The organism is Aeromonas sp. QDB14, from assembly GCF_027707845.1.
In the GTDB taxonomy this organism is placed as follows: Bacteria; Pseudomonadota; Gammaproteobacteria; order Enterobacterales; family Aeromonadaceae; genus Aeromonas; species Aeromonas caviae.
In genome coordinates, this window is the sequence record NZ_JAPCJD010000022.1 from 18,680 (window position 1) to 45,314 (window position 26,635).

The 26,635-nt window shown below is 48.6% G+C and carries 27 protein-coding genes; all 27 read right to left on the bottom strand.

All coding sequences use genetic code 11. The features are described 5' to 3' along the window. Positions 1–2: 2 nt before the first annotated feature. On the bottom strand, positions 3–1,007 hold the full coding sequence (locus PG887_RS09525; protein ID WP_210537792.1) for a TraU family protein: 1,005 nt from the start codon (positions 1,005–1,007) through the stop codon (positions 3–5). A 64-nt stretch (positions 1,008–1,071) separates the two neighbouring features. After that, the gene (locus PG887_RS09530) at positions 1,072–1,725 is read right to left on the bottom strand and encodes a DUF1525 domain-containing protein (RefSeq protein ID WP_210537794.1); all 654 of its coding nucleotides are present in this window, start codon (positions 1,723–1,725) and stop codon (positions 1,072–1,074) included. After that, a complete protein-coding gene (locus tag PG887_RS09535; protein WP_210537796.1) occupies positions 1,725–4,694 on the bottom strand; it encodes a conjugative transfer ATPase in 2,970 nt (989 codons plus the stop codon). The genes PG887_RS09530 and PG887_RS09535 overlap by 1 nt, the downstream gene beginning before the upstream one ends. Positions 4,695–4,703: 9 nt before the next feature. Then, entirely contained in the window at positions 4,704–5,150 is a 447-nt protein-coding gene (locus PG887_RS09540; RefSeq protein ID WP_210537804.1) for a hypothetical protein, read from the bottom strand. Further along, positions 5,104–6,624: a TIGR03752 family integrating conjugative element protein gene (locus PG887_RS09545; RefSeq protein ID WP_210537806.1), complete on the bottom strand. Its 1,521-nt coding sequence runs from the start codon at positions 6,622–6,624 to the stop codon at positions 5,104–5,106. The genes PG887_RS09540 and PG887_RS09545 overlap by 47 nt, the downstream gene beginning before the upstream one ends. Continuing rightward, positions 6,621–7,553, bottom strand: a complete 933-nt coding sequence (locus PG887_RS09550; protein ID WP_210537808.1) for a TIGR03749 family integrating conjugative element protein — start codon at positions 7,551–7,553, stop codon at positions 6,621–6,623. The genes PG887_RS09545 and PG887_RS09550 overlap by 4 nt, the downstream gene beginning before the upstream one ends. Then, complete coding sequence (locus PG887_RS09555; RefSeq protein WP_210537810.1) at positions 7,553–8,206, bottom strand: DUF2895 family protein; 654 nt, start codon at positions 8,204–8,206, stop codon at positions 7,553–7,555. The genes PG887_RS09550 and PG887_RS09555 overlap by 1 nt, the downstream gene beginning before the upstream one ends. Positions 8,207–8,208: 2 nt before the next feature. After that, on the bottom strand, positions 8,209–8,607 hold the full coding sequence (locus tag PG887_RS22720) for a DUF3487 family protein (RefSeq protein WP_210537813.1): 399 nt from the start codon (positions 8,605–8,607) through the stop codon (positions 8,209–8,211). 10 nt (positions 8,608–8,617) lie between these two features. Continuing rightward, positions 8,618–8,959: a DUF2976 domain-containing protein gene (locus PG887_RS09560; protein ID WP_216945323.1), complete on the bottom strand. Its 342-nt coding sequence runs from the start codon at positions 8,957–8,959 to the stop codon at positions 8,618–8,620. Positions 8,960–9,013: 54 nt separating this feature from the next. Next, positions 9,014–9,388, bottom strand: coding sequence for a DUF2976 domain-containing protein (locus tag PG887_RS09565; protein WP_210538633.1), 375 nt, complete (start codon positions 9,386–9,388; stop codon positions 9,014–9,016). A 281-nt stretch (positions 9,389–9,669) separates the two neighbouring features. Then, positions 9,670–10,047, bottom strand: coding sequence for an RAQPRD family integrative conjugative element protein (locus tag PG887_RS09570; RefSeq protein ID WP_210538634.1), 378 nt, complete (start codon positions 10,045–10,047; stop codon positions 9,670–9,672). A 267-nt stretch (positions 10,048–10,314) separates the two neighbouring features. Then, positions 10,315–11,334: a trypsin-like serine protease gene (locus tag PG887_RS09575; protein ID WP_210538635.1), complete on the bottom strand. Its 1,020-nt coding sequence runs from the start codon at positions 11,332–11,334 to the stop codon at positions 10,315–10,317. 1 nt (position 11,335) lies between these two features. Beyond that, positions 11,336–11,590 (bottom strand): hypothetical protein, encoded by a 255-nt coding sequence (locus tag PG887_RS09580; RefSeq protein WP_210538636.1) that lies wholly within the window; start codon positions 11,588–11,590, stop codon positions 11,336–11,338. A gap of 1,560 nt (positions 11,591–13,150) precedes the next feature. Beyond that, positions 13,151–13,639, bottom strand: coding sequence for a hypothetical protein (locus PG887_RS09585; protein ID WP_210538352.1), 489 nt, complete (start codon positions 13,637–13,639; stop codon positions 13,151–13,153). 33 nt (positions 13,640–13,672) lie between these two features. Continuing rightward, positions 13,673–14,593 carry a type II secretion system protein gene (locus PG887_RS09590; RefSeq protein ID WP_210538353.1) on the bottom strand — a complete coding sequence of 307 codons (921 nt, stop codon included), beginning with the start codon at positions 14,591–14,593 and terminating at the stop codon, positions 13,673–13,675. Then, positions 14,593–15,099: a prepilin-type N-terminal cleavage/methylation domain-containing protein gene (locus PG887_RS09595; RefSeq protein ID WP_210538354.1), complete on the bottom strand. Its 507-nt coding sequence runs from the start codon at positions 15,097–15,099 to the stop codon at positions 14,593–14,595. The genes PG887_RS09590 and PG887_RS09595 overlap by 1 nt, the downstream gene beginning before the upstream one ends. Before the next feature lie 63 nt (positions 15,100–15,162). After that, a complete protein-coding gene (locus tag PG887_RS09600) occupies positions 15,163–15,678 on the bottom strand; it encodes a prepilin-type N-terminal cleavage/methylation domain-containing protein (RefSeq protein ID WP_210538355.1) in 516 nt (171 codons plus the stop codon). Positions 15,679–15,695: 17 nt separating this feature from the next. Then, complete coding sequence (locus PG887_RS09605; protein ID WP_210538356.1) at positions 15,696–16,733, bottom strand: type II secretion system F family protein; 1,038 nt, start codon at positions 16,731–16,733, stop codon at positions 15,696–15,698. Continuing rightward, positions 16,730–18,328: a GspE/PulE family protein gene (locus tag PG887_RS09610; protein ID WP_210538357.1), complete on the bottom strand. Its 1,599-nt coding sequence runs from the start codon at positions 18,326–18,328 to the stop codon at positions 16,730–16,732. Before PG887_RS09610 ends, PG887_RS09605 begins: the two co-directional genes overlap by 4 nt. Continuing rightward, on the bottom strand, positions 18,267–18,995 hold the full coding sequence (locus PG887_RS09615; protein ID WP_210538358.1) for a hypothetical protein: 729 nt from the start codon (positions 18,993–18,995) through the stop codon (positions 18,267–18,269). Before PG887_RS09615 ends, PG887_RS09610 begins: the two co-directional genes overlap by 62 nt. Next, on the bottom strand, positions 18,992–20,116 hold the full coding sequence (locus tag PG887_RS09620) for a hypothetical protein (protein ID WP_210538359.1): 1,125 nt from the start codon (positions 20,114–20,116) through the stop codon (positions 18,992–18,994). The genes PG887_RS09615 and PG887_RS09620 overlap by 4 nt, the downstream gene beginning before the upstream one ends. 4 nt (positions 20,117–20,120) lie before the next feature. Beyond that, positions 20,121–21,626: a hypothetical protein gene (locus PG887_RS09625; protein WP_210538360.1), complete on the bottom strand. Its 1,506-nt coding sequence runs from the start codon at positions 21,624–21,626 to the stop codon at positions 20,121–20,123. Positions 21,627–21,628: 2 nt separating this feature from the next. After that, entirely contained in the window at positions 21,629–22,534 is a 906-nt protein-coding gene (locus PG887_RS09630) for a hypothetical protein (protein WP_210538361.1), read from the bottom strand. Then, a complete protein-coding gene (locus tag PG887_RS09635; RefSeq protein ID WP_210538362.1) occupies positions 22,525–23,094 on the bottom strand; it encodes a hypothetical protein in 570 nt (189 codons plus the stop codon). Before PG887_RS09635 ends, PG887_RS09630 begins: the two co-directional genes overlap by 10 nt. Positions 23,095–23,239: 145 nt before the next feature. After that, positions 23,240–23,566, bottom strand: coding sequence for a hypothetical protein (locus PG887_RS09640; RefSeq protein ID WP_210538363.1), 327 nt, complete (start codon positions 23,564–23,566; stop codon positions 23,240–23,242). A 313-nt stretch (positions 23,567–23,879) separates the two neighbouring features. Continuing rightward, on the bottom strand, positions 23,880–24,149 hold the full coding sequence (locus PG887_RS09645; RefSeq protein ID WP_216945329.1) for a hypothetical protein: 270 nt from the start codon (positions 24,147–24,149) through the stop codon (positions 23,880–23,882). A gap of 353 nt (positions 24,150–24,502) precedes the next feature. Beyond that, the gene (locus tag PG887_RS09650; protein WP_210538364.1) at positions 24,503–24,904 is read right to left on the bottom strand and encodes an H-NS family histone-like protein; all 402 of its coding nucleotides are present in this window, start codon (positions 24,902–24,904) and stop codon (positions 24,503–24,505) included. Positions 24,905–26,635 lie beyond the last annotated feature (1,731 nt).

Sequence of the window (26,635 nt, forward strand, 5' to 3'; positions counted from 1 at the left end):
CATTAAATACGATATAGGAAAGTTCCTCTCCTGGCACAGCACTCATACCGTCGCCAAAGTGTGTAGAGGTAATTATGGGTTGGAGAAAAGTCATCCTCGCTGTACTTGTACTCCTCGCTCGAATCTGCAGGGAATGCCTTACATCCAGTCTTACCGCGTGGATAGTTTCTTTGCCATTTGGCCGTTTCATCATCTCCTTCACGGGGAGGGACTGGAGCCCATACTTTGGCAGAACCAGCAGTGTCTGGTAATTTCTGATATATGTGTGCATTCAATGATGTGACAATATCAGCGGCCCGCTGGGCAATTACTGTTGAACCGGTATATCTGTTCGGATTAACGATGGAACCAATTCTGGGGAATATGTGCCCGAAGCGTTCACTCGACTGAACTATGTCGCCATACCCGCCGAGTGCGCTTCCTACAGCCCCGCTAAGTGCATCTCCGCTCTTTGCAAAGATCTTGCGATTGAAGTTGGATGGAAGTACCAATAATGGGGCTTCCAGAAGTCCCATCCGCCACTCCGGATCAAGAGTCGAAACGAAGTAAGGGTTGAACGGCATGACATCACTATTACAAAATCCAGACAAACTCAACATGCTTCCCACGAGATCCCTGAAACCGAGTAAGGCAGGGTTTCCATAGACATTCGTATCGAAGAAGTTCTTATTCGTTGCAGTACCAGTAGGCGATCCGCGGACGCCAGTCCCGACATCGAACCCATGATTCAGACCCCTTGCTAGTGGATCTGTTACTTGTGACATTGGTTTCGTCAACCAGGTGAGTGGGTAGGCCTCCCTATTTGATACTGTCTCGACTATGACATCTGGGTTGTAATGACTGACCACACTAGATGTTCTGACCCTACAATATGGGCCGGCACAGTGAAGCCAGAAGCATACTCCTTTGATTTTGTAGTCGACACATGAAAGGTCCATTGTGTCCGTTATTAGATCGAATATTTCGACCTTCTTATCACCATGAGGAAGAGTGTTATTGGCGTCCATGGCCATCGCCTTTCCACTTATGACCATGAGGCACAAAATTGCAATCCGCGCGCCTAGAGATAGTTTATTCACCATTCCCCCTTGTCGAGCCGTTCAACTCTCCACGGCTTCGCATCATTTCAAAGACCGAGTAGGCCTGTAGCGGATCGAGGCCATACACAATCCATTTTTTATTAAACACAACTGCAGGTACCTTCTCAACATTTAGAGACCGAGCCATCGTCAATGACTCTGCTGTAGTAGCATATTTATCAAGGACACTCTTTTTACTCAGCTTTGCGAACCGTTTGGTGGCGATTGCTGCAGCCTCCGCTTCAGAGGCGGGAAGTCCGGCACTCAATTCCATCTCAAGCTTGTAGATTTCATCTATCTGCCGGATGTGCACTGGTACGATCAACTTTTTAGCTAGTTGAGCACCTTCCACGTCATATCGAAGGCCATCCACGGTAAACACATCTACTTGAGTAACCTGCACTTCAGTAGCTTTAACTTGCGAGCTCAAGAGCGGGATCAGGATGACGAAAACCGTCAAGCTATGTCTAATCATCTGCCGTTCAACCATGCCATTCCGGCCATCCCCGAACAGGACCATTGCGTTAAGCTCAAGTGCTGCAGGCTGCTGATATGGGATATCAGTATCAGGCCCTCGGTTCAGAGTGTTTGTGCGCTTCATCCAGGCTTTCTTCCATGCGGTCCAGGGCCATCTTGCCAGCATCATCAGGAAGCCTCCTGTAGGCGTTGAGAGCGGCTCACGGCGTCCGAGCTGCGAGCCCTGATCTTTAGCCCCCGCTTGCGGTTCAGTTCTTGAGCCATCATCTCTGCGGCTTGGTACTGGGAAGACAACCCATACTGTTCCATCAGGGCACGCCGTTCGCTCTTTTCGTTCGGGTCTGTCATGGCGAGAGTCAAGAATATTGATGGTGGCACCTGACGAACCAACATTTCGCCAACAGTCTTGGGGTTACCCATCACAACTCCCTCTGTGTAGGCCCGTTGCTGCTTAGAGCAGCTCAAGATCATGACTTTCTGTTCAGGGGTCAAATTTCGGTACTTGCTAAGATCCTCCACCTCCTTGAATTCCATATTCAGCAAGAACCACCACTCGAATAGACCAAGCACCTTCTTGATGTCGTCACCTTTGGAGAAGTCTTCTACGTTCTGAGTGGCCAACAACATCCAAAGGCCTATCTTACGGGCAACTTTTACAGCAAATGCTATTTGGTACCCAAGAAGGGGGTTACCGGTGTAGAGGTGAGCTTCATCCACAATATTCACGACATCACGACGTTGGTTCTGTGTTTCTTCCGCCTTGTTAATTACTCTCTGCATGTAGCCAATGTAAGCAAGAGCAAGCTGAGCTGGATATCGGTCCGAACCGTAGACGCCAACATCAAGCACTGTTACATCCGCATCAGGCCAGGGTTCACCAACAGTATTGAACATTCGAGCATCCAGCTCGCCAGTGCAGTACATTTCGAGCGAGGCCGCTAGCTCTTTTAACCGGGTACGCTGGTCAGGTTCCAGCTTGGCCTCCCGTTCCGCGATCTCGAGCATTGCTTCTCGAACATCCTGGGTCAGTGTTTTCTTTCCATCACGGTAACTCTTAATCCCTGCAGCTAAAATGGCTGCACGCATAAGTGCTTTATCCAGCTGAGTGATCCGGGCGTATGCTTCCATATTGCCGCCTGTCACCATGATATAGAGGGACTGCTCCATTTCACCCAAGGGATCCCGTGGTGCATCATCTTCATCTTCATCTTCATCCTCATCATCAGCCGGCGTCTCATGCTGTGCTGTCATGGCTGCCGCCTTAGCTTTCGCCTTGGCTTCTTCGATTTGCTTCACAACTTCGCCGGCATCGAGGAATGGGCATAGCGAAAACTTGGCAGACTTGTTGATCCGCATGTAGTTAACCGTCAGGCCATGCTGGGCGAAATATTCACTCAACAGCTCAAACGACCCACCTTTATCCAGGATGAAAAGCCGTGGCCTATGCACAGCCATCACCGAGGCGGCCATATAGTTCAACGAGGCTGACTTACCTGAGCCTTGGGGTCCGATAACCACCCCATGAGCAGCCCGAACCCGGTCTTTGCCAAACATGTCAAACGTAAGGGGCTCACCCCCTCGATTCCATACCACAAGCCCTGGATTCCCTGTTCCCTGTTCGCGACCAAAGATCGGACACATGTTGGCCAAATGCTGGGAGTAGTAGAGCTGCATGTACTGGCGCTTCGTATCCAACTCTGGCTGGAAACAACCAGGTAGGTGCAGCGGGTAAGATTCAGTGATCAAGGGGTCTGTGGATGCGTCGAGCGCCATGACTCCGTTAGAGAGGAGGTTGTTTTTGAGTGACTTGCACCGGTCCTGCAGATCAACCAAATTTTCGCCGCGCACGTATACGCCCTGCGAAGCATAGAAAACGTCCTGATCATTCTGACGTTGGAGTTCAACTTCATTGAGTGCCTGCTGGGCCCGCTGCGCCTCCTGGGTCTCCCCCTTTTGGGCCGAACTCAAGCTCATGAGGTGCGAATCAATTTTCGTTGGGCTGACAAAAATAATAGTCTGAACAAGCATTGCACCGGCTGGTACAGAATCCATGAGGCAACTCGATCGTTGATTTTTCCCTGTACCTTTAGAAACCTCACCAGTCAATTGCCCCATATCCGGAGCCTGAGTTAATCCCTTAAAACGCATGAATGTATGTGGCATATCATCAAACCACCAACATCCATTGTCAGGGTCAGATATAGGCTCGGAAAACAAAACACTCTCAGCCAGATTAAATCCAAAAGGCTTATCCTTTTTCCGCTTAGGGTAGCCTACCAGTCGATAAAGTGCCTCACGATCACCATTAGTAATCGGTGGGTTGGGATTAAACCAATCCGTTAACCACCGAAATACAGTCTCGCCATCTAAGCGGCGAATCTTTACGCCAGAAGATGACAATAGATGAGAAAAACGATCCGCAACCTCATTAATATCATTTATCGGGTCAAAACTTGCCGACTCCATTTCTATCTTCGTGCAGCGCCTGTAGATTACACAATAAGTTCTCCGCATTTGGCCACGCCATTGTTTGCCAGTGACCTGAACATCCTTAAAAATACCTTCGGCCTGGTTAATGCCACGAAAATGATCCTCAAGAACATCAAGGAACTGTTCTGTGAATTCAGTATCACGAACTTCCTCATGAATAGATGCATATATATCATCAACATATCTATAAAGGTCATCATCCTTCCATGAATATATCTGAAGAACCCAATCAGATCCTCCATGAGCTATTCCGAATGCTTGCTTAAATGCAGCTTGAAGAGTATTCCTAAGTTCAGCAATTTGGTCTTTGGAGCGCCCCTCTGTTGCGATTGGAGATGCAGCGAACACTACTGCTTGAGAATAACAGTCCTCAAGCATAAAGGTTTTACTTTCTTCTAGGTATTCGGTGATTGAAAGCCTATCGGCAAAGCTATTAGGGTTGCGTCGATAATGTGACTGGACCAGTTTTTGTGTAACCGGCCCAAGCTTTCTTGCAAATGATGGCTTACGGGACTCATCAACATAAGATACTTCTTTGGTTTCATGATCCACTTCTGTTTGTACACTGCAGTGTTTCAGGTTTTGCTGAGCAGATGATTTTTTTGCTTGCGGAATAAATATATCTTTAATTTCCTGAAATAAGCTCACGAGTTCACCTTAGTCTTGATATTGCTGATTATCTGCCGCAACTTTACTCTGATCATACCGAGCATCCATTAACGGATAGAGTTCACCAGGAAGAGCATACTCGTCACGTTCAAACATTTTTGTTTCAGTGATGTACGCCGGGATCGGGGATCGCCCCTTTCCCGTGAGATGTGCAGGTACAAAAATATAAAGCGTTGGATTCGGGAGCACCTGATAACGTGGTTTTGGTGAGTTATGCAACTCATACACATCAATGTCAGGTTGGACGCCAACCATTTGAGGGGTTGTCATAATGCGATAATCACGCGCACTTGCGCCACCCCCCATGGTCTGATCAAAAACCATTTCAGCGGTGATGTCAGATTTTGGAATTACATCGTCCTTACTAGCACAACCAGCAAGGACGGCGTTAATCAAAACCACGATTGTTGCTGTAGTGATTCGTTTGTTGAACATGGGATACCTTGCGTCCTTTTTTATCATAATCAATGTCTATTTGGCTGGTAAGGTGAATTTCTACTCTGGTTCCAGGAGGTACGTAAACAGCGTCATATGCCCCTTGCTGACGTTCAGCAAGTGCTTCAGACCCTGATTGGACCCCCTTTCCAATTCCTTTCCCAAGCATGTAATTTATGCTGTTACTTTCGCCGACTATTGACGAACTTGAACTACCATCAGTATTCTTTGTAATCTCCGCTTGCCCATTCGCAAATGCTTCAGCCGCCCCGGCGAATGTATTAATGCCCATTGTCTGAGCTAGATAGGAGGGTAAGTTAGTAATGTACTTACCAGATATGCAAGGTACACCTTGGTAATCAGCTAAATATCCTATCCCTCCTTCTTCCTTACCTTTGCTAGAAACAGTGCGAATGGTCCCATCAGTAAAGGTGTAGGTGACGCTGTTAATCTGTCCATATAAACACTTTAAGGTATAGTCTCCTCTTGCTAAGCCGGATACTACCATCCCTTGAAGGTTTGGGATTTTGATACCGTTGGTAGCCAGGTTTTTTTGGCCTACTACAACTTTGAATGGGAATGGATCAGTTACTTGATTATTAAGTGGAACTCGACCTATCAATGCTGTAGCGCCTACAGAACCGAGAAAACTGGAGTTTTCTGGAATTGTATAAATTGGTATCAAGCTATCCTTTTTCTCATCATCAGAGAGTGTCATAAGGTTTGAGTTGGTACCCTTTGATGTGTGCAGATTCCGATAACCGGAGCCTTTGAACTTAGGGTATTTGAGTACGTCTTTCCCAGTCTGTTCATCAACGACTCGCTGAGCATCTGATGGTACAATCCACTCCAAACTCTCGTCTCCATCAGCAGGCAGTGATATAGGGCCAACAGATTGTGATCCGCTCCCATTTGGGTTAAATAGGTTTGGCACCGTAGGCAAGTCAATGGTTTTTCTTCCATTACCTGCAGGCGTTTCATCTTGTTCCAACCCGAAATCTTTCCCTGGTTGGGTTCGCTCTGGATAAGGGTCCACGACCGTTTCAGTCGCCGCCGGCTGCTGTGGTTCTGAATTCTCTTTGGTCGACAGCTTCATCTCCAGCTCTTCGATCTTTTGCTTCAGCGCTAAAACAGTCGGGCTATCGGCCTCCATGGGCGGTGCAACTGGAGGCGGTGAATTCCTTGAAGTATTCTTCCCTTCTTCAACCTGTACTAAGCGAGAGCTCAAGTCTGTTACTGCTTTAGCTAGTGCTTCAACAGATGTTTCTGGCGTATCCGCGTCAGCACCAAGGCGTGTGTGCCTGCGGTCAATGGTAACCTTTCCCTCCCCCTCCCCCTGCTCCGCTTTAATAGTGTCAGCATGGTTATTCTCTGGAGCGGTGAAGGCCGCGTATCCAGCTACGATGGCGCCCACTAACACCGCTCCAGCGCCAATCTTGAGCATTGGGTTTTCCCCTACCATTACACCACTCATTTATTGCTCCCCTGGCGGTGATACTGATTCACAGCTGGTTGTGATGACGCCACAGGAGCCCATGGAGCAGGGCTTTCATACCGGGAGTCACTAAAGGGGCGGTCGGAGATTACATAAAGCATGGTAGTGTCTCCAGGTACGTTATTCTGATTCAGCTGGATATGTTGTGCGGCAGCATAGGAATATTGCATATTCAAATGAAAGGGATTTACTTTGACCGGGGACGATTTACGGTTAACCAATTTTATAGCAGTCAAATACTGACCGGAAGTGCTTTGCCAAGCTGCTATTGGAGTTGCATCGAAAATACCATATGAGGTATCGATAAATAGATCTCTCATATCTTCCGCACTATTAAGTGCTGTTCGATTTAATCTTTGGTCGTTGGTTCGTAAACGAGGTGGGGCATAAAACTCCCTAGCTGCAAACTGGATCATTTCCTCTGGAGAAATTGCGGCATCTCCAGATGTGTCGAATGGTGTACCTGCAAGGGGATTGTCATCAACAGGTGCCGACTTCTGAGAGCCGGTACCTGTCCCCGAGATGGCCTCCGCAGCCGCACCGGTACCGGCCTCGGACCCTGGCACGGAGATCAGCACTTCATCGAGCGGAGCACCAGCCTTTGGCACTGCAACGAGCTCGAGCAATACAATGTCTCCTGAGTCATTCAACTTCACCTTCACCTGGGTCGGAGCAAACTCATCCTGGGCTGTTAAGTAGAGGGTTCCCTGCATACTGTCCGCATCGAGTTTGTCTGCTAGCGATCGAGGTCGTCCAAATACAACGTGGTCCGGGAAATGTATGAGGCGTTGTTCTCCAACTTGCAGTGGGATCTTGATCGGCTTGCTACGCCATTCAATTGGCTCTACTGCAAATACGGAGCAGGACATAACTAGCGCTAAGCTTGACGCAAGGATACTTATTTTCATCACTGCGCTCCCCCCTCAAACTCAATTCGAAGAGGTTGATTAATGGCAGTGATTCGCATGTTGAATGGGTTGCACACAGATCCAGAGTTGTCAGCAGCAACACGGACACGGTAACGAAGAGCGTGATCCTTTACTGGGGTTCCCTCTAACGATTCGATCAGACGCAAGTCCAAATCAACATCCCAAATTCCCGCGCCAACAAAAGACACTGATCCTTCAACATCCTTTAGATCTGTAATTTCGCTTAATCGTCGAGTTCTATTTGCAGACTGACCATCGCTAACACGGAGAGCGTGCAAAGCGAGTTGTTCGCTTTTCACGCTCTCAGAAATATAGCAAGCATAACGGTTCAGATTCTCTGGCATTTCCTTGTCGCCATTTTTTTTCCAATAGTTTATAGACCTCACAACTTCACTTGCGAAAAGGTATACATTGGGCTTGGGGATGGTGTTGCTATCAAACTGTGCGCCGGCCGATAAATCAGGGGGAATGTGCACAGTAATATCATTCTGGCGGAGTGCACTTAAGACTATCTGAGCTATCAGGATCAATAGTAAAACTCCTGATATGAGCTGCCAGTCCTTAACCCTAGCATCGCTTCTATCCAATGCATTTCTCGCCCTACCTTTATTACGACCAAACACATTGTTCATTATTACTTCCTTACCGGGCCAATGTAGTTAATATTTTTACTCTTTGACAGACGAGTGTCCCACTTGATTTTATCTGTCATCATCCCGTCAAATTTCATCCAGCCACGTTTTTGGGTGTATCGTTTTAACTTGAGCCACATCAAGGGACCATGCCTCTTTTTGGCTGATTCTATCTTCCCTGCTACAAGGGGGATTACGCCAAGGCTTACAATCATCCCAATAACAAATCCTATTAGCCCTTCGCTAATTAACAGTGAAAAAACAATTGCACTTGTACTACAACAGATCACAATTGCTGTGCATGTAACAATTAGCAACTCATCTATTGTTAACCCTTTCCATAGAGCTGGCTTTTTATCAAGCCGCTCTAAGGTAGTCTGTATAGTGTGCTCTCGCCCCATTTTCACAGCCCTATAATATATTAAGTGCCATCACGCCCAGTGATATCCCGAGCGCAACCAAAAGTGCACCAGCCACGATATTGCTTACCAGATCACGCCATGTAACCTTGCTACCTTGCTCGCCGATCTGGTGATACTTTTGCCATGCGTTCTTCGCAACAGTTAACAGAAGAGCTACGATGAGCAGCATGACTAAAAGGTTCACACCCAACAAGACAAGACTGATAACAAGATTATGTGGATTTTCACCGGCGCCATTTCCATTAGGAGGAGTTATTGTTGGTATACCCACAGCACCAGCAGGGAAGGAAATCACTGCAAGGCTACAAGCCTGCGTACAAAGCCTTTTCATTCACTTATCCCCATTTAATAGGCAGGTAATACCTGCCTATTATATATTTTCGAATTAGCTAATAGCACTCGCGCCGAACACACCAACCGCATAATTGGCCATTGCAACACCAAGACAGATCAGCAACGCCCCGGCAACCAGGTTGCTCGCCAAGTCACGCCAAGTCACCTTACTGTTCTCCTCCCCCAGTTGGTGGTATTTTTGCCAACCGTTTTTTACGACGGTAATAAACATGAGCGCTACCAGTAGAAAAGCAATGACTGTAAGCCCCCACTTAAAGAGGTTTACTATCAATGTGAATGGATCATTACTAGCTGAGCCTCCTGGGGCATTTATCGTGGGTAGGCCAACCGCATTAGCCTCGCTGGCCATGAGAGCAACCATAAGACACGCCCCCCTCAGTCTATTACTAACCTTTTTCATTGGCATCCCTATACTCCTCACTTAAATTTATTAATGCACAATTGCTTGAACAACCAGCAATATCAATGCGCTCAAAACTACGGCGGTAATAACAGCCTTGAACATTCCATAATATGTTACCTTGTCAGTCCCCAATCCTTGATAACAGGCATAGGCTACGAACAGAATAAATATGAATGCAGCCGCGTACATACTACCTTGAAGCAAAATTGATGTTTGGCTGAATGTGGAATTAGCTCCGACAGCAGCCATGCATTGAGATACATTTCCACCTGAACAAGATGCGCTCATTTCTTATACCCCATTGGTAATGCGCGTTCGCGAGACAAATTTGCGTCCGGCCGGGGTAACGCATGCGCTCTTTGGTAATCCGTGTAGCCACCATCCAGGGGGACTATGGCTGCCGGATCCATGGGTGCAGACAGGTATTGCAAGATCCCGTCTTCGACGGTGCTTAGGTCGGCACGAATGCTTCCATACTCCATACGTAGCCGACTTTGGTTATTCATGCCCGCGTTCTCAGCTTCGTCGAGCAACTTGTTTACCCGAATCAACTGCTCTCGGACACGGCTCAGGATCTCACGCTCTTGCCAGGCATCAGCTACCGATGCTGTGGAAAAAAGGGCTAACACCCCAACGCTGATCACCGTCTTCAACAATCTCACTCAACACTCTCCATTTGCTTGGATCCGTGACACCGTAAAGTGCTAGGTCCCAGTGGTGCGGTCTTTGAGGCGTGGCATGTTTGTCAGTCAACTATCCACAATGGGATTCTAACTCGGGGCCTTGGGATAAAATGAGCGCTTAAAAATGAGGGGGTTTTCTGGCTGGGGTGGCAAGAGCCTTCGATGCTTCGCATCTTAAAGATCTATCAATAAAAAAGGGAGGCCTTAGCCTCCCTCATTGCAAATTGCCATTTTTACCAGTAGGTATCAACTACTTGCGGCTTGCTTAGCTATGAAACGACGTGCCATTGCTACCAGTGCCAGCCCTATCAGGCCAACTGGGCCGGTTGAACCACCACCACCACCACCATTTTCTGTAGGCTCCGGAGTCGGAGTGACAGGCGTTGTCTTTTTATTCACCTCAACCGGATCGTTACCTGTAATGAACAACTTGCCGCTTCCCTTCACAACAACTGTGCACTCCTCAAGAGGGGCGGCCGTCCCGCTTTTGCAGGTATTCGATTCGATTGCGAGATCCCCTTCGGTATAAGGGGCGAAAACTTCCGGGTCCTTGTGGAAGGACTGCACCTTGATCGTAACACTCCCCTCGCCCTTCACCTCGACCGGATAAGACCATGCAGCGATTGTTTCAAGCATCCATGCAGTGGTTTCTGCTTTATAGAACGCTTGGCACGATTGAATGAAAGTTCCATCACCTTGACCAGCAGAACCTTGAATTACCCCCCAAACCCCAGCTTCGTTATAGCAAGGACCGCCGGAGTCACCGGGCTGCGAGGTGCCAGTACCAATCCCGTTTACGGTGTCATATTTCAGTTCGTAAGCATCTGGTGACCATCTTGCGTCTGCTTTACCTACAGTCACATTTGAAGCACCTTTCAGTTTTCCACCAGAGAGGCTAGACCAGCCAGCAATTAACTGGGTAGAGCCGACCGCTGGTTCTGTGTTAATAACTTTTGCTGTTGCCGGCATTTTTTTATCCAGCTCCAGCAATGAAACATCATATACACGCGGCACGCTGCCATCATGCATAGGATGAATTACTGTGCGCTTAATATTCGCCACACTTACATCGATGTTACTGACAGTCTGGCCTGTCAGATCACCACAGTGGGCCGCTGTTACAACCCATTTCCCAGCGATTACGGTCCCAGAGCAAGTCCCACCCACCCGCACAAACTCAGGTGAGTTAATTTCTGCGCCATTGAAAATGGCGTGAGCAGGCGTAATTGCAGACATAAGCAGCGCGGCAACAACAGTCTTTTTCATATCATCCCTTATTTTGTTCAAATTTATCTTTCATTGCCAGTGACGTTCTAATTAGATTATCCAGTTTTATTACACTTCCTTTTAGCCTTGACACTTGTGATTGAGAGGAAAGGCCGTATTTCTTAGCTGTTTGCTCTTGTGCAAGACCATAAAGTAAATGATCTACCAGCGCATCAGCAACCGCTGGGTTTGTACTCTTAGTGTTTTCAATCAACAAACGAATATATTTTTCATCCATTAGCAGTAGCTTTTTCACTTTGCCCCACTCCTAGATTTTGATCCGCAGAAATAGAATATGACTATCATCATACATAGTCAACATTTAATTTCAGTTTTTGGCTTCATTTGCTCCCTCTGAATTACTGATGAACCCTGACTGCCAAGATGCCCATAGGCTATTCGCCGATTGCCCATGGTGTGGCTTCCTCGGCAGTCTATAAGCACCCTGCCACTCGGTGTCTGGTGAGATCCGCGCTAGTGGCCTCTACCAGCTGCTCGGCACAAAGGTCCTTTACGCCGCCGGAGAACACAAGGCCTATCTCAAGCTTCCGGGTGGCCACCGTCCAGAACATGGGGCATCACCGCGGCCGGCGAGCCCAAGGCCTATCCCTGCCGCCCGGGTGGCCACCGGCCGGCACCAGGGGCCCTACCGCGGCCATCGAGCCCAAGGCCTATTCCTGCCGTCCGGGTGACCACCGGCCAGAACAGAGGCATCACCGCGGCCGGCGAGCCCAAGGCCTATCCCTGCCGCCCGGGTGGCCACCGGCCGGCACCAGGGGCCCTACCGCGGCCATCGAGCCCAAGGCCTATTCCTGCCGTCCGGGTGACCACCGGCCAGAACAGAGGCAGCAGGGCGGCACCAGGGGCCCTACCGCGGCCATCGAGCCCAAGGCCTATTCCTGCCGTCCGGGTGACCACCGGCCAGAACAGAGGCAGCACCGCAGCCGGCGGGCACAAGTCCTATCCAGGGCTCCAACCGACCAGCGACAGGCACCGATGAGCCAAAGCTTATATGTCCTTCCCTTAGCCATGCGCCCGTTCATGTGCCCTATGCTCGTTTGCTCCCATCATCCTGGTCACTGACATTAGCTGGTTGAATTGTTGGCAATCAAACCAGGGTTGACTCCACCCCCTAGTTTCAGGATCCGCTTTGCAACAGTGTCATGTAGAAAAATGAGTAGCGCGATAATGACCCTTCTCGCTACACAAGCAACATGTTAACAGTAGCGTTGCTGGCTTGTTACGGTGGGGCCGTGACAGCAAGCGTGGATGATATTTGGGCCACCTCGCCGGCGACCCAGGACATTTTGTGGGCGCAGCAGTATGCCAAGCCTGTTAATCCTGCGAATAGCATGTCCCTGATTACCTTCAGTACAACTGACGATTCTTCGATAAATAGTGGTGTTTCATACACCAACACGACTGGCAAACCGATGTTGATGACGGTCCGAGGTTCTATCGGAAAGGATATTCCTTGGGCAATTGATCTCTATGTGAACGGTGTACGTGGAGCGTCGTTCGGAAGGGGGGATGGTGCTGGCGGAAATTGGGTCTCGAGTGGCACGGTAATGATTCCGCCTGGAGCAAGTTATAGGATCAATAAGACTCCTTCTGAGGTAATCCACTCAACGATACGCTGGTATTAGATGCCCGCTATCGATAACTATCGGTCATTATGAACCACACTACCTCTCCAACCAGTGTGGTTCTCGTCCCATCAAATACGACTTGGGGCTCCTAGGTTGGCTACATGATTGCCAAGCTGCTCGCCCCCTGGTGATGAAAATGGGCTTGTGGGGGCCAGCTACAAGCCCTGCTATAGACTGTATCCTACAACACGTTTTATTACTGGAGCGCCAGTCCAAACGCCTTGCCCCTGCAGCGTCACCCCCACACCAGACCGGCTCACTTTGATGAGAGCGTCATAGGGCCTATCAGCGTTTTCACCTCCCCGGTTGTAGATTCGCACATCCCCTCTAGTGACGGCTTCTTGAAGGTCGAACATCAACTGAGTGATTCCCCGACCATCTAAGTCAAAACTGACATAGAGCACATTGACGGTGGAAGGCACAGTGATACTCACTGCCGTGGAGGATCCGCTATAGAGGTCAACTCGACCGCCCGTTCCAGAAAACGAGGGATTGACTGCGGCAGCATAGGCTTGAGCCCACTGGGTATCATAAGTTGCCGGCGAGGCCGCCCAAACTTCATCGACGCCAGAGTACGCTTTGCCACAAAATAACAACGTTATCGCAATAATTGCCAAGCTATATCGAGAAGGGTCATTATCGTTACGAAGCTTCATTCAGATCTCCTTTATTGGTGTATTTATAGCCAGTTATTTGCTGCATTGTTGTTGGACCAAGACGGATGCATTTGCAGGAGCAGGAATAAACCATGCCTGAGTTCCATTCTGGTCAGTCTCCCATATTCGGACATATGCCCTGGTCCCATCAAACCGCCCTTCCACAGCCCCCATGTTGTTAAACGGGAAACCGTTTTTGCTATATGACAGAGGGATCACATTTACTTTTCGAGTTCCACGATTTGCTGGACAAGAGACAAGTGAAACAACTTGGTTGTTTTGTTGAACATTCCCCCATGCCAGCCCGGAAAGTACGGTACGGTTTGTTAGACCTGTGATTGAAAGATCCTTTACGTTCTCGATAGCATAACCAGCTGCATTCATGTCCCCTTTTAGCGCCCTTGATCCATCCAGCATATAAAAGTTATCGTGAGAAACTTCGGTGCCTGGCCGACCAATTTCGGCAACAATATTTGTGCCAGATACTGTAGCAAAAGGCAGAGATGACAGTAATCCAGCGGCAACATCATTTCGGTGGTCAGCTGGGACCTTTGCGAGTGGAATGGTCAATTCGAACCGTGGAATTGTTGGATTCCCAGCAACCCCATAAGTTCTAACAGATATAGCATCCCCCCAAAGAGTCTCTGTCATTGGCCGGCAGTTACCCGCACTCGCGTCACTTGCAGTACAGTTCCTAATGTACCCTTCATTAATTAGTACCTGGATAGAGGATGGAAAGTTGGTCGGCGTGACAGTGTTATTACTTTTTGCCAAGACCTGATACCTTTCAGCCGCTTTTGAAAACAGCTCAGTAATGCGATTGCCTTGCTGCACAGCAGCAGATTCAATTCTTTGTTGTCTCAGCTCATTGAAAATGATCATGCCGACAAAAATTAAAACTGGAAGAACTATTGAAAGTTCAATGAGCGTAAATCCACTCTGGCTCCTACGCATTATTTATCTCCAATGCCATGTGCCCAGCAATTTGTTGAACTCCTATACATCTCTCCAAACGAAGATAGTCTCGGAGACTTAATAGGAAACTGATATGATAATGTGCTAGCTGAAATATAGTCAGCACCTGAGTCAGTATATAGCTCACCGGCAAGAGCAGCATTTCTTACATCTATTGAAACGATAACAGAAACAGGTTCACCCCCACGATATCCAAAAGCGAAACTTGTCACCCATGGCGCAGGATATACAGACGTTTGTGGCACACCTGTTGTAATTAAATCAGTATGGGAAATGCTAATGCTAGTCAGGCAACCACTTGACACCTTAAGTCGCAGGGTAGTGTTAATTCCCGAATTCACATCAGAGGCAATACCATGAACCTTTATAGATTGCTCAACGATGTCAGCGTTATACCTAATAGCAGCCACGCCAAATGAGATAGTGACAAAAACAGCTATAGCCACCGAAAACTCAATCAACGTGAAACCACTATATTTTTTCATAAATTGACCTGTCATGTTCAAAAAACATGGAGGCGGCAATGCCACCTCCATAGCAAAGATAATTTACATCGTTCCCTTAACACTACTACCAGTGACGGTAATGGTTGTGCAGCCTGTAGCCGTCTGACAACGCCCAGTAGTCATAGGGGCCAAGGTGTCTGCAAGATCGGTAATGTAATCTGCCGGCAGGCCCGCCATAGTGATATCAACCAGACTGGGGTTAGTGGTATTAGCTACAACCGTGATATCACCACCAAAAGCATTTGCCGCCTTACCATCTTTGGCTGTACCACAGACGCTGGCATCAAGCAGTTTAGAGCCAGTCGCACATAGGACGCTCATGCTCACACCGTTTTTATTCGGTCTTCCTTTTTTCCAACGTTCCGTTGCTGTTGTAATTTGCTGCATCTGCTTTATGAGAGACTCTTGCTTAGTTTGATATTTGACACCTTCAGCAACTTGAAGAACGACCACCAAGAGGACGGCCGCAATAGCTACCACAATGGAAAACTCGATCAATGTGAAGCCGCCTTGTTTTTTTGAAACCATTTTTTTATTGTTCTGACTTACGTAGTTCATCATTCAACCCTTATATATTAATAAGTAACTCTAGCGGACTGCGCCACTACGAGATATATACCACCGGCCAATACAGCCATACCGCAACCTGCAGCCATCATAGTCAGCAAGTTTGCCAACTTTCCCAAACTAATAATCTGTTTTTTAAGCCTCCTTCGCTGTCTCATCGAGCTTTGCATTAGCACCGATGGAATGTCTTCACTATTACTTAAAATCTTAATCCTTTGAATTTCAGCTTGACCAAGCAATCCCACATCAAAAACATCACCATAGTTTTTCTTCCCTGATGCAATCTTCAACTTTATCTTCTGAATTTTTGCTCGCAGCCAACGACTTGAGCCATGCCCAATAATGCTCAAGCAATCATTAATGCCGACCCCGGCCCTCATAAGACTGGACACGCTAGCTAATACAGCTATCGCATTCAGATCCCTATACTGCTTAAATACAATGGAGTTATCAAGTGACTCTCTGTTAGAAACATTAGGTAACATCCACATCAATCCTATGAGGCCTGTGATGCTCATACATAACATCGAGAACATCCAGTTGTGACTGAATTCAGCAAGGCCCCATGCCACTTGTGATATACCACCCCATTTGTAGAGCGGTAGTCTATTTTGCATGTCCAGCATATATTCATAGGACGGACCACCCGCCACTATCAACAGCCCGACAATCATTAATGCTGGATACTTTACTGCATTTAAAATATCTAAAGTTAATCCAGATGCATCTCTGATGGTGTTGATTCCAACATCAAGCCCCATGTCTATGTCACCGGTTTCTTGACCGGCTGAAATTGTAGATATTATTATTGGAGAGAACCACCCTTGCATTCCAGATGTAACCGGCCGACCATTTCTGATAGCCATCAGCATGTCACCTGCGAGCGCCTTGGCTGATGCAGAACCGAACTCAACCAAGTTGATGCATATATCCTTTTCATCAATGCCAGAGTTTATTAGCTCCCTAAAATCCTCGAGGAATTCAATTTGGTTGGTTTTAAAAAAAACCAACTGGAGCCACTTCTTTGAAATAGTGTCAAAATTCACAGCAGCTCCTTAACTTGCTCGGCAGCAGAATGAATATCGCAAATACCATCCCTTACTTTCTTAAGAGCATAGTGCCGGATGTTTTTCCACCCGTTTTGTATTAAATGAATCTTCCATGCCAACGCATCACCTTTAGCTATAAATTGGCGGTCATCATCAGTTAATACAATGACCTCCATTACCAATGTTCTTCCCTTTTCACCTGAGACACATTTGCCGCAGCCACTGCTATTTTTCACTCTAGCGTGGCCCAGGTCATCGCCTAGTGCTTTGCGTAAGGTGGTCTGCTGCTCCTCAGTTGCCTTTTCATGTGGTATTGAGCAATGCGGGCAAAGAACTCTTATTAACCGCTGATGCGAGAAAACTGAAAATACATCAGGGCTACTTGCAATAACTGATGGAACACGTAAGTGCTCTACCAGTTTTGTTGCAATACCGGTCGCACTTGACGTATGTGTTGTTCCGATTAACAAGTGCCCGGATTCAGAAAGGTGAGTAAATTCCGCAGCACTTTTCTGGTCACGCACCTCGCCAAAGTAAATCACATCAGGATCTTGCCTGAGCATAACCTTCCCGTAATACGCAAAGTCTCGTTCTTTACCTTTCTTCGTAAGACCATAATCGATTCGCGTTTGAGATACCCCGTCAAGAGTCCATTCGGGAGGGTCTTCAAGGGTATTAATGTTTCGGCCATCCTCAATTGTTGATAATCCAGCCATAGCAACAGTGGTTTTACCTGAACCGGTAGGCCCAGAAAATAGAATGGCCCCTTGAGGCTGTTTAAATGCAAGCTCGATGATTTTGACATGATCATCATCCATCCCCATATCTGCGAACGAAGGAATATCATCTCGAATGGGAGTCAACAATCTCAGTACGGTTTTGGTACAATCTTTGTCATCGCTACTGCTGCTAACTGGTAGCATTGATGTCCGCCAGTCCCATGCCTTCTGAACATTATTCACAGCTATGATCTTGCTAAAGCTTCCTGCATTTGGGATTAATGCTGAATAGCTTTCCTCTGAGCCACTGTGACCATTGAACACATAAGCCGTCAGTTCTGCACCATATTCCTTTGTCTGTGGCGCAGATATGTCAACTAGGCGCCCATCAATACGGCACTTTATTAGTGTTTTCTGTCCTTTCACTAAAATGTGTATATCAGAGCCACCCATTTTGATGCATCTAGCCAGCAATCCCATCAAGCGGTCTTCAACTTGGGTTGGTGCAACATCAGTGGCGTGCTTAGTGCTCTGGTGGGTGGACTCGACACTTAGAGTTGAGCCAACCTGTAAGGCATTCAATACTACTTCGCTGTCGGCCAGATTAATCTTAGGTTCCTTGCCATGCAGCAGAACCTTAACCTTAGCAATTATTGTATTTAAGTTGTCGCTCTTTGGATCTGAGGTGTAAACGACCCAGTTCTCATCAACAAAGCAACTTTTGTCCTCCCGGCAAAGAGCTAGGATTTCATCATCATCAATTAAAGACACTGTGCTTTTAATTGCCATATTCATATAAATACCCCAACCGTCAATAGGCCATATTAATGCAGCGAGCCAATTTTCCTTGGCTTGCACATAACTGCCTGTCATTCAGGGAAGTAATCTTGATCCCGTCGATTGTCTTACCTATCTGAGCAGGGGTCATTCTTCCAGACTCACCAATTGATACATACGCGGTCAATATCCCATCTACGCGGGCCGCATATCGCAGAGTGAGTCTGTCAAGTTTGCTACCGGGGGAATCCATCACCTTGGGCTCATTAAATGCGATCCCCGTTCCAACAGGCATTGGAGCACTTGGTGACACGGTTGCGCCTACAGGCAATTCGTCCTGTAGCAAGAAGGCCCCAGGAGGGGGGGAGCTTTTGGCAGGCTTCTCGGATGCAATTTTTTTCTTGGCGGCGTTACTCTCAACCAACTCTTCCACCGTGCTTGTTGCCAGTAAAGCCTCAGCCTTAGCCCTTCTTTCACCGAGGCGCATCAGCTCCTGGATGTTTTCCGGTAAATTCGGCAGCCTTACTGCTGACGGGGGTTCAATCACGTTTTGGCTTGAGACATTGCTCCCTGAATCAACCGGAGTTGATGCCTGGGAACGCTGCTCTGACTGTGCGATAAGCGCATTAAGTCGCTCATTTCGTTTAGCCTGTCTATTTTCTTGAGCCTGATATAAATAAACCGCACTTGCACATGCTACAGAAAGCAGCCCTAAATAGGTCACCAATTTTTTAGTGCTAATTTTTTTATTTTGTTCGTTCATTGTGCGCCACCTCCAAACTGAATTACCGCATTATTTAGGGTGCATTCCCCTTCCTTGCTAATGCTAAATGTCGCTGATTCTAACTTAATTGGCATTCCTTTCAGGGCATTACCAAGCTCGTTAATGAACCAAGGATTTGCTTTCGCGATGGTCAGACTGGCCTTTCTGCTTGCCCATACTCCATTAGTTTCAATGGGTTCATAGCTAGCTTTCAAAGCCGAAATTAGTGAAAGCTTTGAAAATATCTCAAAAACTTTGTCATCAAGCGCCTTGAAACTGGTGTGATGTGAACTCCAATAGGAACTCAGAGGGACAGGCACGCGAATAAATGGTGATGACCCACTGAAAGACATAGCTAGGATATTTTTTTCCGCCCATGCATTTAACACATTTCTATCGATCACAACGTCAGGCAATACCATATTAATGCTGCCTGGCTCGATTGTCCCCACAGGTAAATCCGTGACTACAGGGATAGTTCCAAATTTCGCGCACGTCACACCTAACTCACTAACCACATCTCCAGCAAGCTGCACATCTGTCCATGCTGCGCGATAGGCATACCAGGGATCCATCACTTCCGGCGGAGGCGGCGGCGGCGGTTCAGGCCATAGAAACCATGTAGCTGCCGCAATACCTGCTAAACAGACAAGAGATGGCTTAACCATTCTTGACAATGCAGACCCACGAAACTCTATGAGTTCAAAGTCATCAGGCTTTAGATTTAAAGCCTCAATTATCGTTGTCTCTACACCCCGAACAGGCAATTCAGTTGTAGAAAATATGCGCTCAGATGGATGTACCTGTAACCATTCAGACAGTTCCGTTGCATCGACAACTTCATCACGGCGAATTTCCCCGGCCTCCCAGAGCACGCAGCGATAGGCACGGTCAGAAGCAATTATGCACACCCACTTCCTAGGGGTGTCTTTCACTTCTTCAATGAGAGCCTCGGCAATACACTCGCCCCAAGCTATATCAGCTTCATCGGAAGCGACCCGCGTGATCAGGTCCCCATTCTCGAATATCCGCTCAAACTTAGCCGGGTACTCGACTCGCCACCGCTTCAGGACTTCCTTTGGCTTGCTGCCATGCGGCAGCGTTGTTCTGATAGTTCCCATAACTTTATATCCGCTTAGGGGTGATCAGAACAATAGTTTCTGTCATGCTGCTTGCGCCTGAATTCCCGCCCAAGAACGGATTCTTGAGTACAGATGTCTCATCTGATTTATTCGACTTCTGCTTGTATCCATTGAGCACGAGAGTCTCACCATATTTAAGACCAACATCTTGATCGAATTTTATTTCTTGCACCTGTGGTGCACGAATAGTGACGCCACTCACTTCTGTATCTTCCCAATTGATAACCTTGGATAGAACTCCAGAAATTTGAAGGTTTACCATGTCATCTGAAATATTTGGCATAACTGACATGGTGAGGCCATCACTAACTACAGCATCTTCTACTTCAACGCTTGCATCAGCATTTTCATTCGGCGTAACTGTCACTCTCGCAATATATGTCAGCTTTTCAGAGTTATCGATGGATGCAACTCTGTTATTTCTTGCAACAGTTCTCGGCTCATATTCGACACCAACATGCCCTTGAGTTTGTAGCGACTTCATCAGAACGGTCGTACCATCCCATTTTGGATTTGTCGAAGTAAATGAAAATCCATAATTCCCTGTATCGCCCAGGGTTGGCAGTGACGGACCAGCAAACTGCAGCTTTCCTTCTGAAACATTGCGAATAACATTCCAGTCAATGCCAAATTCAGATCCTTTACTCCCTTTGAATTGAAGCACCTTGACTTCAATCATTACCTGCCGTGCTATTGCCTGTTTTCTTGATGAAATATAGCTCTCAACCAAACTCATCCGATGCGGAGTTGTTCTAACCAGAATTGAAGCAGTCGAGGATGTTACAATTACATTCCCTTCCAATGGGTTCTTATCGTCCTTACTTACACCGTCACGACTCAGAATTGACTTTATAGCCGCCAAATAGTCATCAAAGGGATTTATGTCTACCACTTCGGTGGTTGCGTAAGTATCCGAATTACCAAGGGAGCTTGTAACAGTTCGGTTTGCCAATCCCTCACCGCTATTATTAACTGAGTTGGCTTTTCGTCCAAATAGGAATGAACTTTTACCCAAAAGTGAATTTAACTCGAATACTTTGGTTACATATCGTTCAAAATTTATTTTGTTCCCATGAACACTTACTGAGATATCAGCCTTTGCTGCTATCTCGTTCAGTGCCCCATTGATATCTCCCTGATAGTCTACTGAAATAATTTTGTCCTGGACCACATCAGGTCCATAGTTTACTGCAATTTTCTGATTTGCCGATTGCAGCAGGTTCCTTACTGCAAAGCTAAGCGGTATATCTTGCCCTTGAATTGCGGCGGGCTTTCTGACCCACCAAGGAGCCCCCTCCCCAATTGTCGGGTTCAAGTCCAAAGGGGGCTTATCGATGTAGATGCTTTTAGAGGATTCTTGTTTACCCTCATATGCCTTGATTTGGCCAAGTGTATCGTTAGCAGCATCTTTCTGCTCCAAATGGTCCATAGCACCACACCCTGAAAGAGCGATGATGACAGCCATTGCTATAGCGCTACGCGTTTTCATAATCAGTTCCCCTGCACAAAATAAACGTGTTGTGTTGACTTCAGTAGCTGTGGTTGCACTGGGTATGATTCGATCAACGCATTAAGTGCTGATGCTATATCCCCTCGTTCCGTGACGATTGGCCAGCTTGACGGAACGTAGTAATCATCCTGAGGGCGCCAGTCTTGTGCTGTCGTATTCCATCCATAGGACTCTGTTAGTCGAATTGCATTTGCTTTTAGGCTGCCGGCAGCGACATTAAATGTCTGCACCAACACCCCCGGAACATGAATTACTGCACTTTTATTCATAGCGTCATAACTAACAATGAACTTTCCATTTGTTTCATTGCCAAACGAAATCTGTGCTGCGGATATTGCCCCTTGGAAATCATTCGCGGAGAAATGCGTTTTCTTTGGAATGGATGTAAAACCAGTAGGCACTCCACCGGGAAAATAATAGAGAACTGTTTGATAACCGTTATCTCTGAACCATCTCGAGAATGCACGCTCCCAAGTTTCACCGGCTCGAACAATCAATGACGTTTTTTCTACTGTGACGACAATCGGTTTTGTTTTATTAATGGGAACGAATACCTTCCCACTCGTCACAATAGGTGCCTGGGATTTCATCAACACTGTGGGCGTGTTTACTATGGGGTTCGTTGCTGATTCAAGCATCGGCTTCATGGTACTACTTGCAGTCGCAACAGAAGCCCATTCGTGCCTAGTTGTTGCTTTCTCAACCTTTTGTTGAACAGCAGCAGCCAAGTCATTTTGCCCAGCTCCAACAGGGTTTTGTGCGACGGTGTTGGTTTGGTTGCGTGTCGACACGATCTGTGGGGCGCTGTGATCTTTATACACGTTGCTCGGGCTGCACCCTCCCACCAAGGCTGCGGCTACCGCCACCGACAGGAGCTTCAGTCGCACTTGATGATCTCCGTCGCTGTGATTGTCGCAGATCGATCCCTTTCATGAATCTGTGGCAGAAGCGGCAGTCCAGCCAGGAACGCTTCAAGAGCCTTTATCGGCTCTCTTTTATCGACCTCGAATCCGGCATCAAACTGCCAGTCGCAGTGAGCCGGGACGGTCTTAGACCAACGGATTGCCTGCAACCCCAACGCAAAGCGGAGGCTCTCCAACTGCCCACGTAGCGATCCCGGATGCACGCTGAAGTAACGTTGTTCGCGGTCCCGACGAATAAAATTGATCGCCTGCTGACGGTCATTGATGATGTGTCGTAGACGAGTGATCTGGCCGGTGATCCGAGCGTTATGCTTGGCATACTCATCACGCAAAAGGGCCAGGTCGTTCTGTAACAGTTCGATTTCAGTGTTGAGCTCTATGAGCGTCTTGTCGCCATAAGTATCTCGTGCCATCTCCGTCATTGGCAGAGTTCTTCTCTCAGGTCGAGAGTCGCCTGGCGAAGCCTGCACCTGCGGTATCCCCAGCAGGGCAACGACACTGAATGCCAAAATACTTTTTCTCATAGACGCCACCGTATAGAAAATCCTAGGTGGCGTTATACCGCACTCAAGCGGGAATAATTGCACAGCAAAAATGGGGGGGGTTTTCTGAGCGGTCTAGAGATCCGAGTGAAAAAAAACCCGCCAATTACTTAGGCGGGTTCTGGGTTTATGTGTTTTCCATCTGGCGTTGTCGCTGATGGATTCGGCTTGGCGTGAACTGACCCGACCATACTAGTCCTGTGTCTATCGTGACCTCTTGCCGTATCCTGACCTTCATGCTCTCACCACTCATGTCTTGGATCGTCGCAAGTAATCGACTCTCAACAGAGTACAGGAACTCGAGATCCTTCATAGCAAGTTTGAGTAAGGCTTTCTGTCGTTCTTCTTGCATTTTCGCCTTGCGATTTCGCATCTCAAAAATGCAAGGGATCGCGACAGCGATTACTGCGAAGAACCCGGAAATCAAGGCCACCGTGATACTTACGCTTTCCATGGTGTCCTCCCTTAGTATTCATCACTCAAGATGATTGTTGTATTCCGACGATCACCCTCCGTGATTACCCATATGAAACATTGGCTTTGCCCTGCTGGCAGGCTTGATAGGACTCGCTCCCCAGTCCTGATTGCATCAAGGTTTTGCAGTCCCTGTGTATGGTTCCACAGTAACCCCTCTCTATGTGAATCCAGCAAATCAGATGATGCTATCCCTAGCCGTTTCAAGGCTTCCAAAGCGGGTAGAGTTGCAGTACACATTCCTAACTTGAACATATTGAGCTCCTGATTCTGTGCCCTTGTGGCTTGAATTGTTAAGCCACCTTCTCTGCTAGCGCGTTGGCAAGCAGCAAGGGCCATGTAGGATCAACACCGTTCAGTGCATTTATGACTTGATCAGCATCTAACACGCTAGATGTGAAAGTTGAATTAAGTAGGTCTATGTCTGCGGCCGGCGTCCTTACAACAGTTTTTATGAAATTGCTTCCTTCACCTGGGCTCACACTTGCATAGAGGTTAGAGTTCCCCAGCCTTACAAGCTGGCCATTAGATATGAGTTTTCCAGTATTTGTTACTTCGAACATGATTTAGCCTCGTTGAGTTGGGGATTTGCGCCCGAGTTGGTGTTGGTCACGAGTGGCACATTGCAGACCGAGTGCCATAGAGACAGCCTTGGGCTGTTTCTGCATGTGCGCTGACGCCGGCGAAATACCGGTGAACGGACATGCAGAATCAGCCAACGAGGGCCTGGGTGATAGATCACGGGTGGGAATGCCGGCGCAGGGCTGGGGGATTGATGTTGGTACCTGGCCGAGGATGGCCTGTCCCCACGAGGGCACCGAGGACTAATACAGAGTAACCTAGAGGGCCAATATCTGGCAATCAGGTACAGATTCAAAAGTTGATGGCCATGCCAATTTTGGCATGGCCATCACCTTCAGATGAGGAAGTCGTCCAGTGATCGCCCTTTAGCAATCTCTTCGGCCAGGTACTTCGGGGTGCGCCCCTGCCCTGTCCAAGTTTGTTCGATTCCATCGACGACATAGCGATACTTGGGTGGTCTCGGAGTGCGCTTTTTCTTGGAGCTAGTATCCACACCTGCAGTATCCCCAAGAAGCTCTTTGGGATCGATGCCGGCCTGGGCAAGCAACTCCTGGAACTCGGCCAACTTGCTCTTTCGTTCTGATTGAGCAGCTATTTCTTTGTCTGCCTGAGTCTTACGTTCCAAGTACACCAACTCGAATTTCTCGTGGGCCTCTTGTACTTGTTCAAACGGCAGGTCACGAAGAGCAGCCCGGAGGCTTCGAATATTCAACAGAGTTTTAAAAAATTCTTGCATGCAACAGTCCTACTCAAAAGAACTAACTGGAAATTGCCAGCTATTAGTTCATGGTTTCGATCGTTCTCTGTAAACCCAATAAAGCCGAAGCCCTGAAGATGAGCTTTTCGCTTCAGTTTTCAATCATATCGTTATCACCGTTAAAATAAACGCGATATTTCTAACATGGCGGAGGGGCATCTCAACACTTCGTCAGTCTCACAGATCACCCCAATATTCCTCCGGGTCAGGGACTCTGGGTGCGTGTGTGGCGTGTCTCTGCTCCTCAACCCCATCGTCATAGCTCTCTTGCCACACCCTATATGGTTCACCCCCGAGCAATTCTGGATGAAATGGTCCTTCTCTTTGTTCTCCAAGACGCCGACCATTTGAATCGTTCCATCCCTGCCTGCGCCCTTCTGTTCGGCAATACCGGGAAATCTGCTCGATTTGCTCGCAGGAAAGTTGATTCACTTGAGCTCCACTCCAGCTCTCATCACCGAATGCATTTGAGGAAATCCGCGGCAACACCATTGGATCGCCGGAATTGATAATCAGTATTCCCATGTATCCCTCACACTATGAAATCTGGGTCGACAATCCAAGTCACACCTTTGCTCACAACCGCTATTGGTTTTACACGCAATACATATAAGGCATTCCGGATTGTTAATCTCCCAGTCACGAGATACCTAATTACTCTCAGAAAATATCTCATCTTTCCTTCCGGTGAGAATAAAATGTTGTCCTTCAGTCAGTGGACATAGCTACACAACATCTAGCCAGACCACCGACTTGATTATCCTCCATCCGTTACCCCATTTCATCCTCTTCCTTTTTGTCCATGGTCTGCTGCTAAATCACCACCTCGCCGCCGCTGGCCACCCTGGGTGCCGAGCTCATCGGCGACCCGGGGCACCAGGTCCCGACACCGGCCAGGGGGCCACCTGCAGCACCGGTTCACCCGCCCGGCCGCCGGCAATGGCCATCCTGGGCGCCGAGTACGCGGCGGCCCGGGGGCCACCTGCAGCACCGGTTCACCCGCCTGGCCGCCGGCAGTGGCCACCCTAGGCGCCGAACCCGCGGCGGCCTCGGGGGCTCACTGCGTACCGGATCCCGGCACCGGTCCGGGGGCCCACTGCGCACCAGATCACCCAACCTCCGCCGGTGGCCACCCTGGGCGCCGAGCTCATCGGCGACCCGGGATCCCGTACTCAGCATGCACACCGACAAAACCCCACCACCACCCAGGCCCCTCCGCTCCCCGGCGCCGGCCGGGGGCCCACCGTGCACCAGATCACCCACCCGCTGCCGGTGGCCACCCTGGGCGCCGAGCTCATCGGCGACCCGAGGCACCAGATCCCGACACCAGCCCGGGGCCCACCGCGCACCAGATCACCCACCCGCCGCCGCTGGCCACCCTGGGCGCCGAGCTCATCGGCGACCCGAGGCACCGGATCCCGGCACCGGTCCGGGGGCCCACTGCGCACCAGATCACCCAACCGCCGCCGGTGGCCACCCTGGGCGCCGAGCTCATCGGCGACCCGAGGCACCAGATCCCGACACCAGCCCGGGGCCCACCGCGCACCAGATCACCCACCCGCCGCCGCTGGCCACCCTGGGCGCCGAGCTCATCGGCGACCCGAGGCACCGGATCCCGGCACCGGTCCGGGGGCCCACTGCGCACCAGATCACCCAACCGCCGCCGGTGGCCACCCTGGGCGCCGAGCTCATCGGCGACCCGAGGCACCA

What these genes read in the sequence shown, in the direction of transcription:
- PG887_RS09525 (WP_210537792.1), bottom strand. Translation starts at nt 1,007, where the DNA reads ATGGACGCCAATAACACTCTTCCTCATGGTGATAAGAAGGTCGAAATA.
- PG887_RS09530 (WP_210537794.1), bottom strand. Translation starts at nt 1,725, where the DNA reads ATGATGCTGGCAAGATGGCCCTGGACCGCATGGAAGAAAGCCTGGATG.
- PG887_RS09540 (WP_210537804.1), bottom strand. Translation starts at nt 5,150, where the DNA reads ATGTTCAACAAACGAATCACTACAGCAACAATCGTGGTTTTGATTAAC.
- PG887_RS09545 (WP_210537806.1), bottom strand. Translation starts at nt 6,624, where the DNA reads ATGAGTGGTGTAATGGTAGGGGAAAACCCAATGCTCAAGATTGGCGCT.
- PG887_RS09550 (WP_210537808.1), bottom strand. Translation starts at nt 7,553, where the DNA reads ATGAAAATAAGTATCCTTGCGTCAAGCTTAGCGCTAGTTATGTCCTGC.
- PG887_RS09555 (WP_210537810.1), bottom strand. Translation starts at nt 8,206, where the DNA reads ATGAACAATGTGTTTGGTCGTAATAAAGGTAGGGCGAGAAATGCATTG.
- PG887_RS22720 (WP_210537813.1), bottom strand. Translation starts at nt 8,607, where the DNA reads ATGGGGCGAGAGCACACTATACAGACTACCTTAGAGCGGCTTGATAAA.
- PG887_RS09560 (WP_216945323.1), bottom strand. Translation starts at nt 8,959, where the DNA reads ATGAAAAGGCTTTGTACGCAGGCTTGTAGCCTTGCAGTGATTTCCTTC.
- PG887_RS09565 (WP_210538633.1), bottom strand. Translation starts at nt 9,388, where the DNA reads ATGCCAATGAAAAAGGTTAGTAATAGACTGAGGGGGGCGTGTCTTATG.
- PG887_RS09575 (WP_210538635.1), bottom strand. Translation starts at nt 11,334, where the DNA reads ATGAAAAAGACTGTTGTTGCCGCGCTGCTTATGTCTGCAATTACGCCT.
- PG887_RS09585 (WP_210538352.1), bottom strand. Translation starts at nt 13,639, where the DNA reads ATGAAGCTTCGTAACGATAATGACCCTTCTCGATATAGCTTGGCAATT.
- PG887_RS09590 (WP_210538353.1), bottom strand. Translation starts at nt 14,593, where the DNA reads ATGCGTAGGAGCCAGAGTGGATTTACGCTCATTGAACTTTCAATAGTT.
- PG887_RS09595 (WP_210538354.1), bottom strand. Translation starts at nt 15,099, where the DNA reads ATGAAAAAATATAGTGGTTTCACGTTGATTGAGTTTTCGGTGGCTATA.
- PG887_RS09600 (WP_210538355.1), bottom strand. Translation starts at nt 15,678, where the DNA reads ATGAACTACGTAAGTCAGAACAATAAAAAAATGGTTTCAAAAAAACAA.
- PG887_RS09610 (WP_210538357.1), bottom strand. Translation starts at nt 18,328, where the DNA reads ATGACAGGCAGTTATGTGCAAGCCAAGGAAAATTGGCTCGCTGCATTA.
- PG887_RS09615 (WP_210538358.1), bottom strand. Translation starts at nt 18,995, where the DNA reads ATGAACGAACAAAATAAAAAAATTAGCACTAAAAAATTGGTGACCTAT.
- PG887_RS09620 (WP_210538359.1), bottom strand. Translation starts at nt 20,116, where the DNA reads ATGGGAACTATCAGAACAACGCTGCCGCATGGCAGCAAGCCAAAGGAA.
- PG887_RS09625 (WP_210538360.1), bottom strand. Translation starts at nt 21,626, where the DNA reads ATGAAAACGCGTAGCGCTATAGCAATGGCTGTCATCATCGCTCTTTCA.
- PG887_RS09635 (WP_210538362.1), bottom strand. Translation starts at nt 23,094, where the DNA reads ATGAGAAAAAGTATTTTGGCATTCAGTGTCGTTGCCCTGCTGGGGATA.
- PG887_RS09640 (WP_210538363.1), bottom strand. Translation starts at nt 23,566, where the DNA reads ATGGAAAGCGTAAGTATCACGGTGGCCTTGATTTCCGGGTTCTTCGCA.
- PG887_RS09645 (WP_216945329.1), bottom strand. Translation starts at nt 24,149, where the DNA reads ATGTTCGAAGTAACAAATACTGGAAAACTCATATCTAATGGCCAGCTT.
- PG887_RS09650 (WP_210538364.1), bottom strand. Translation starts at nt 24,904, where the DNA reads ATGCAAGAATTTTTTAAAACTCTGTTGAATATTCGAAGCCTCCGGGCT.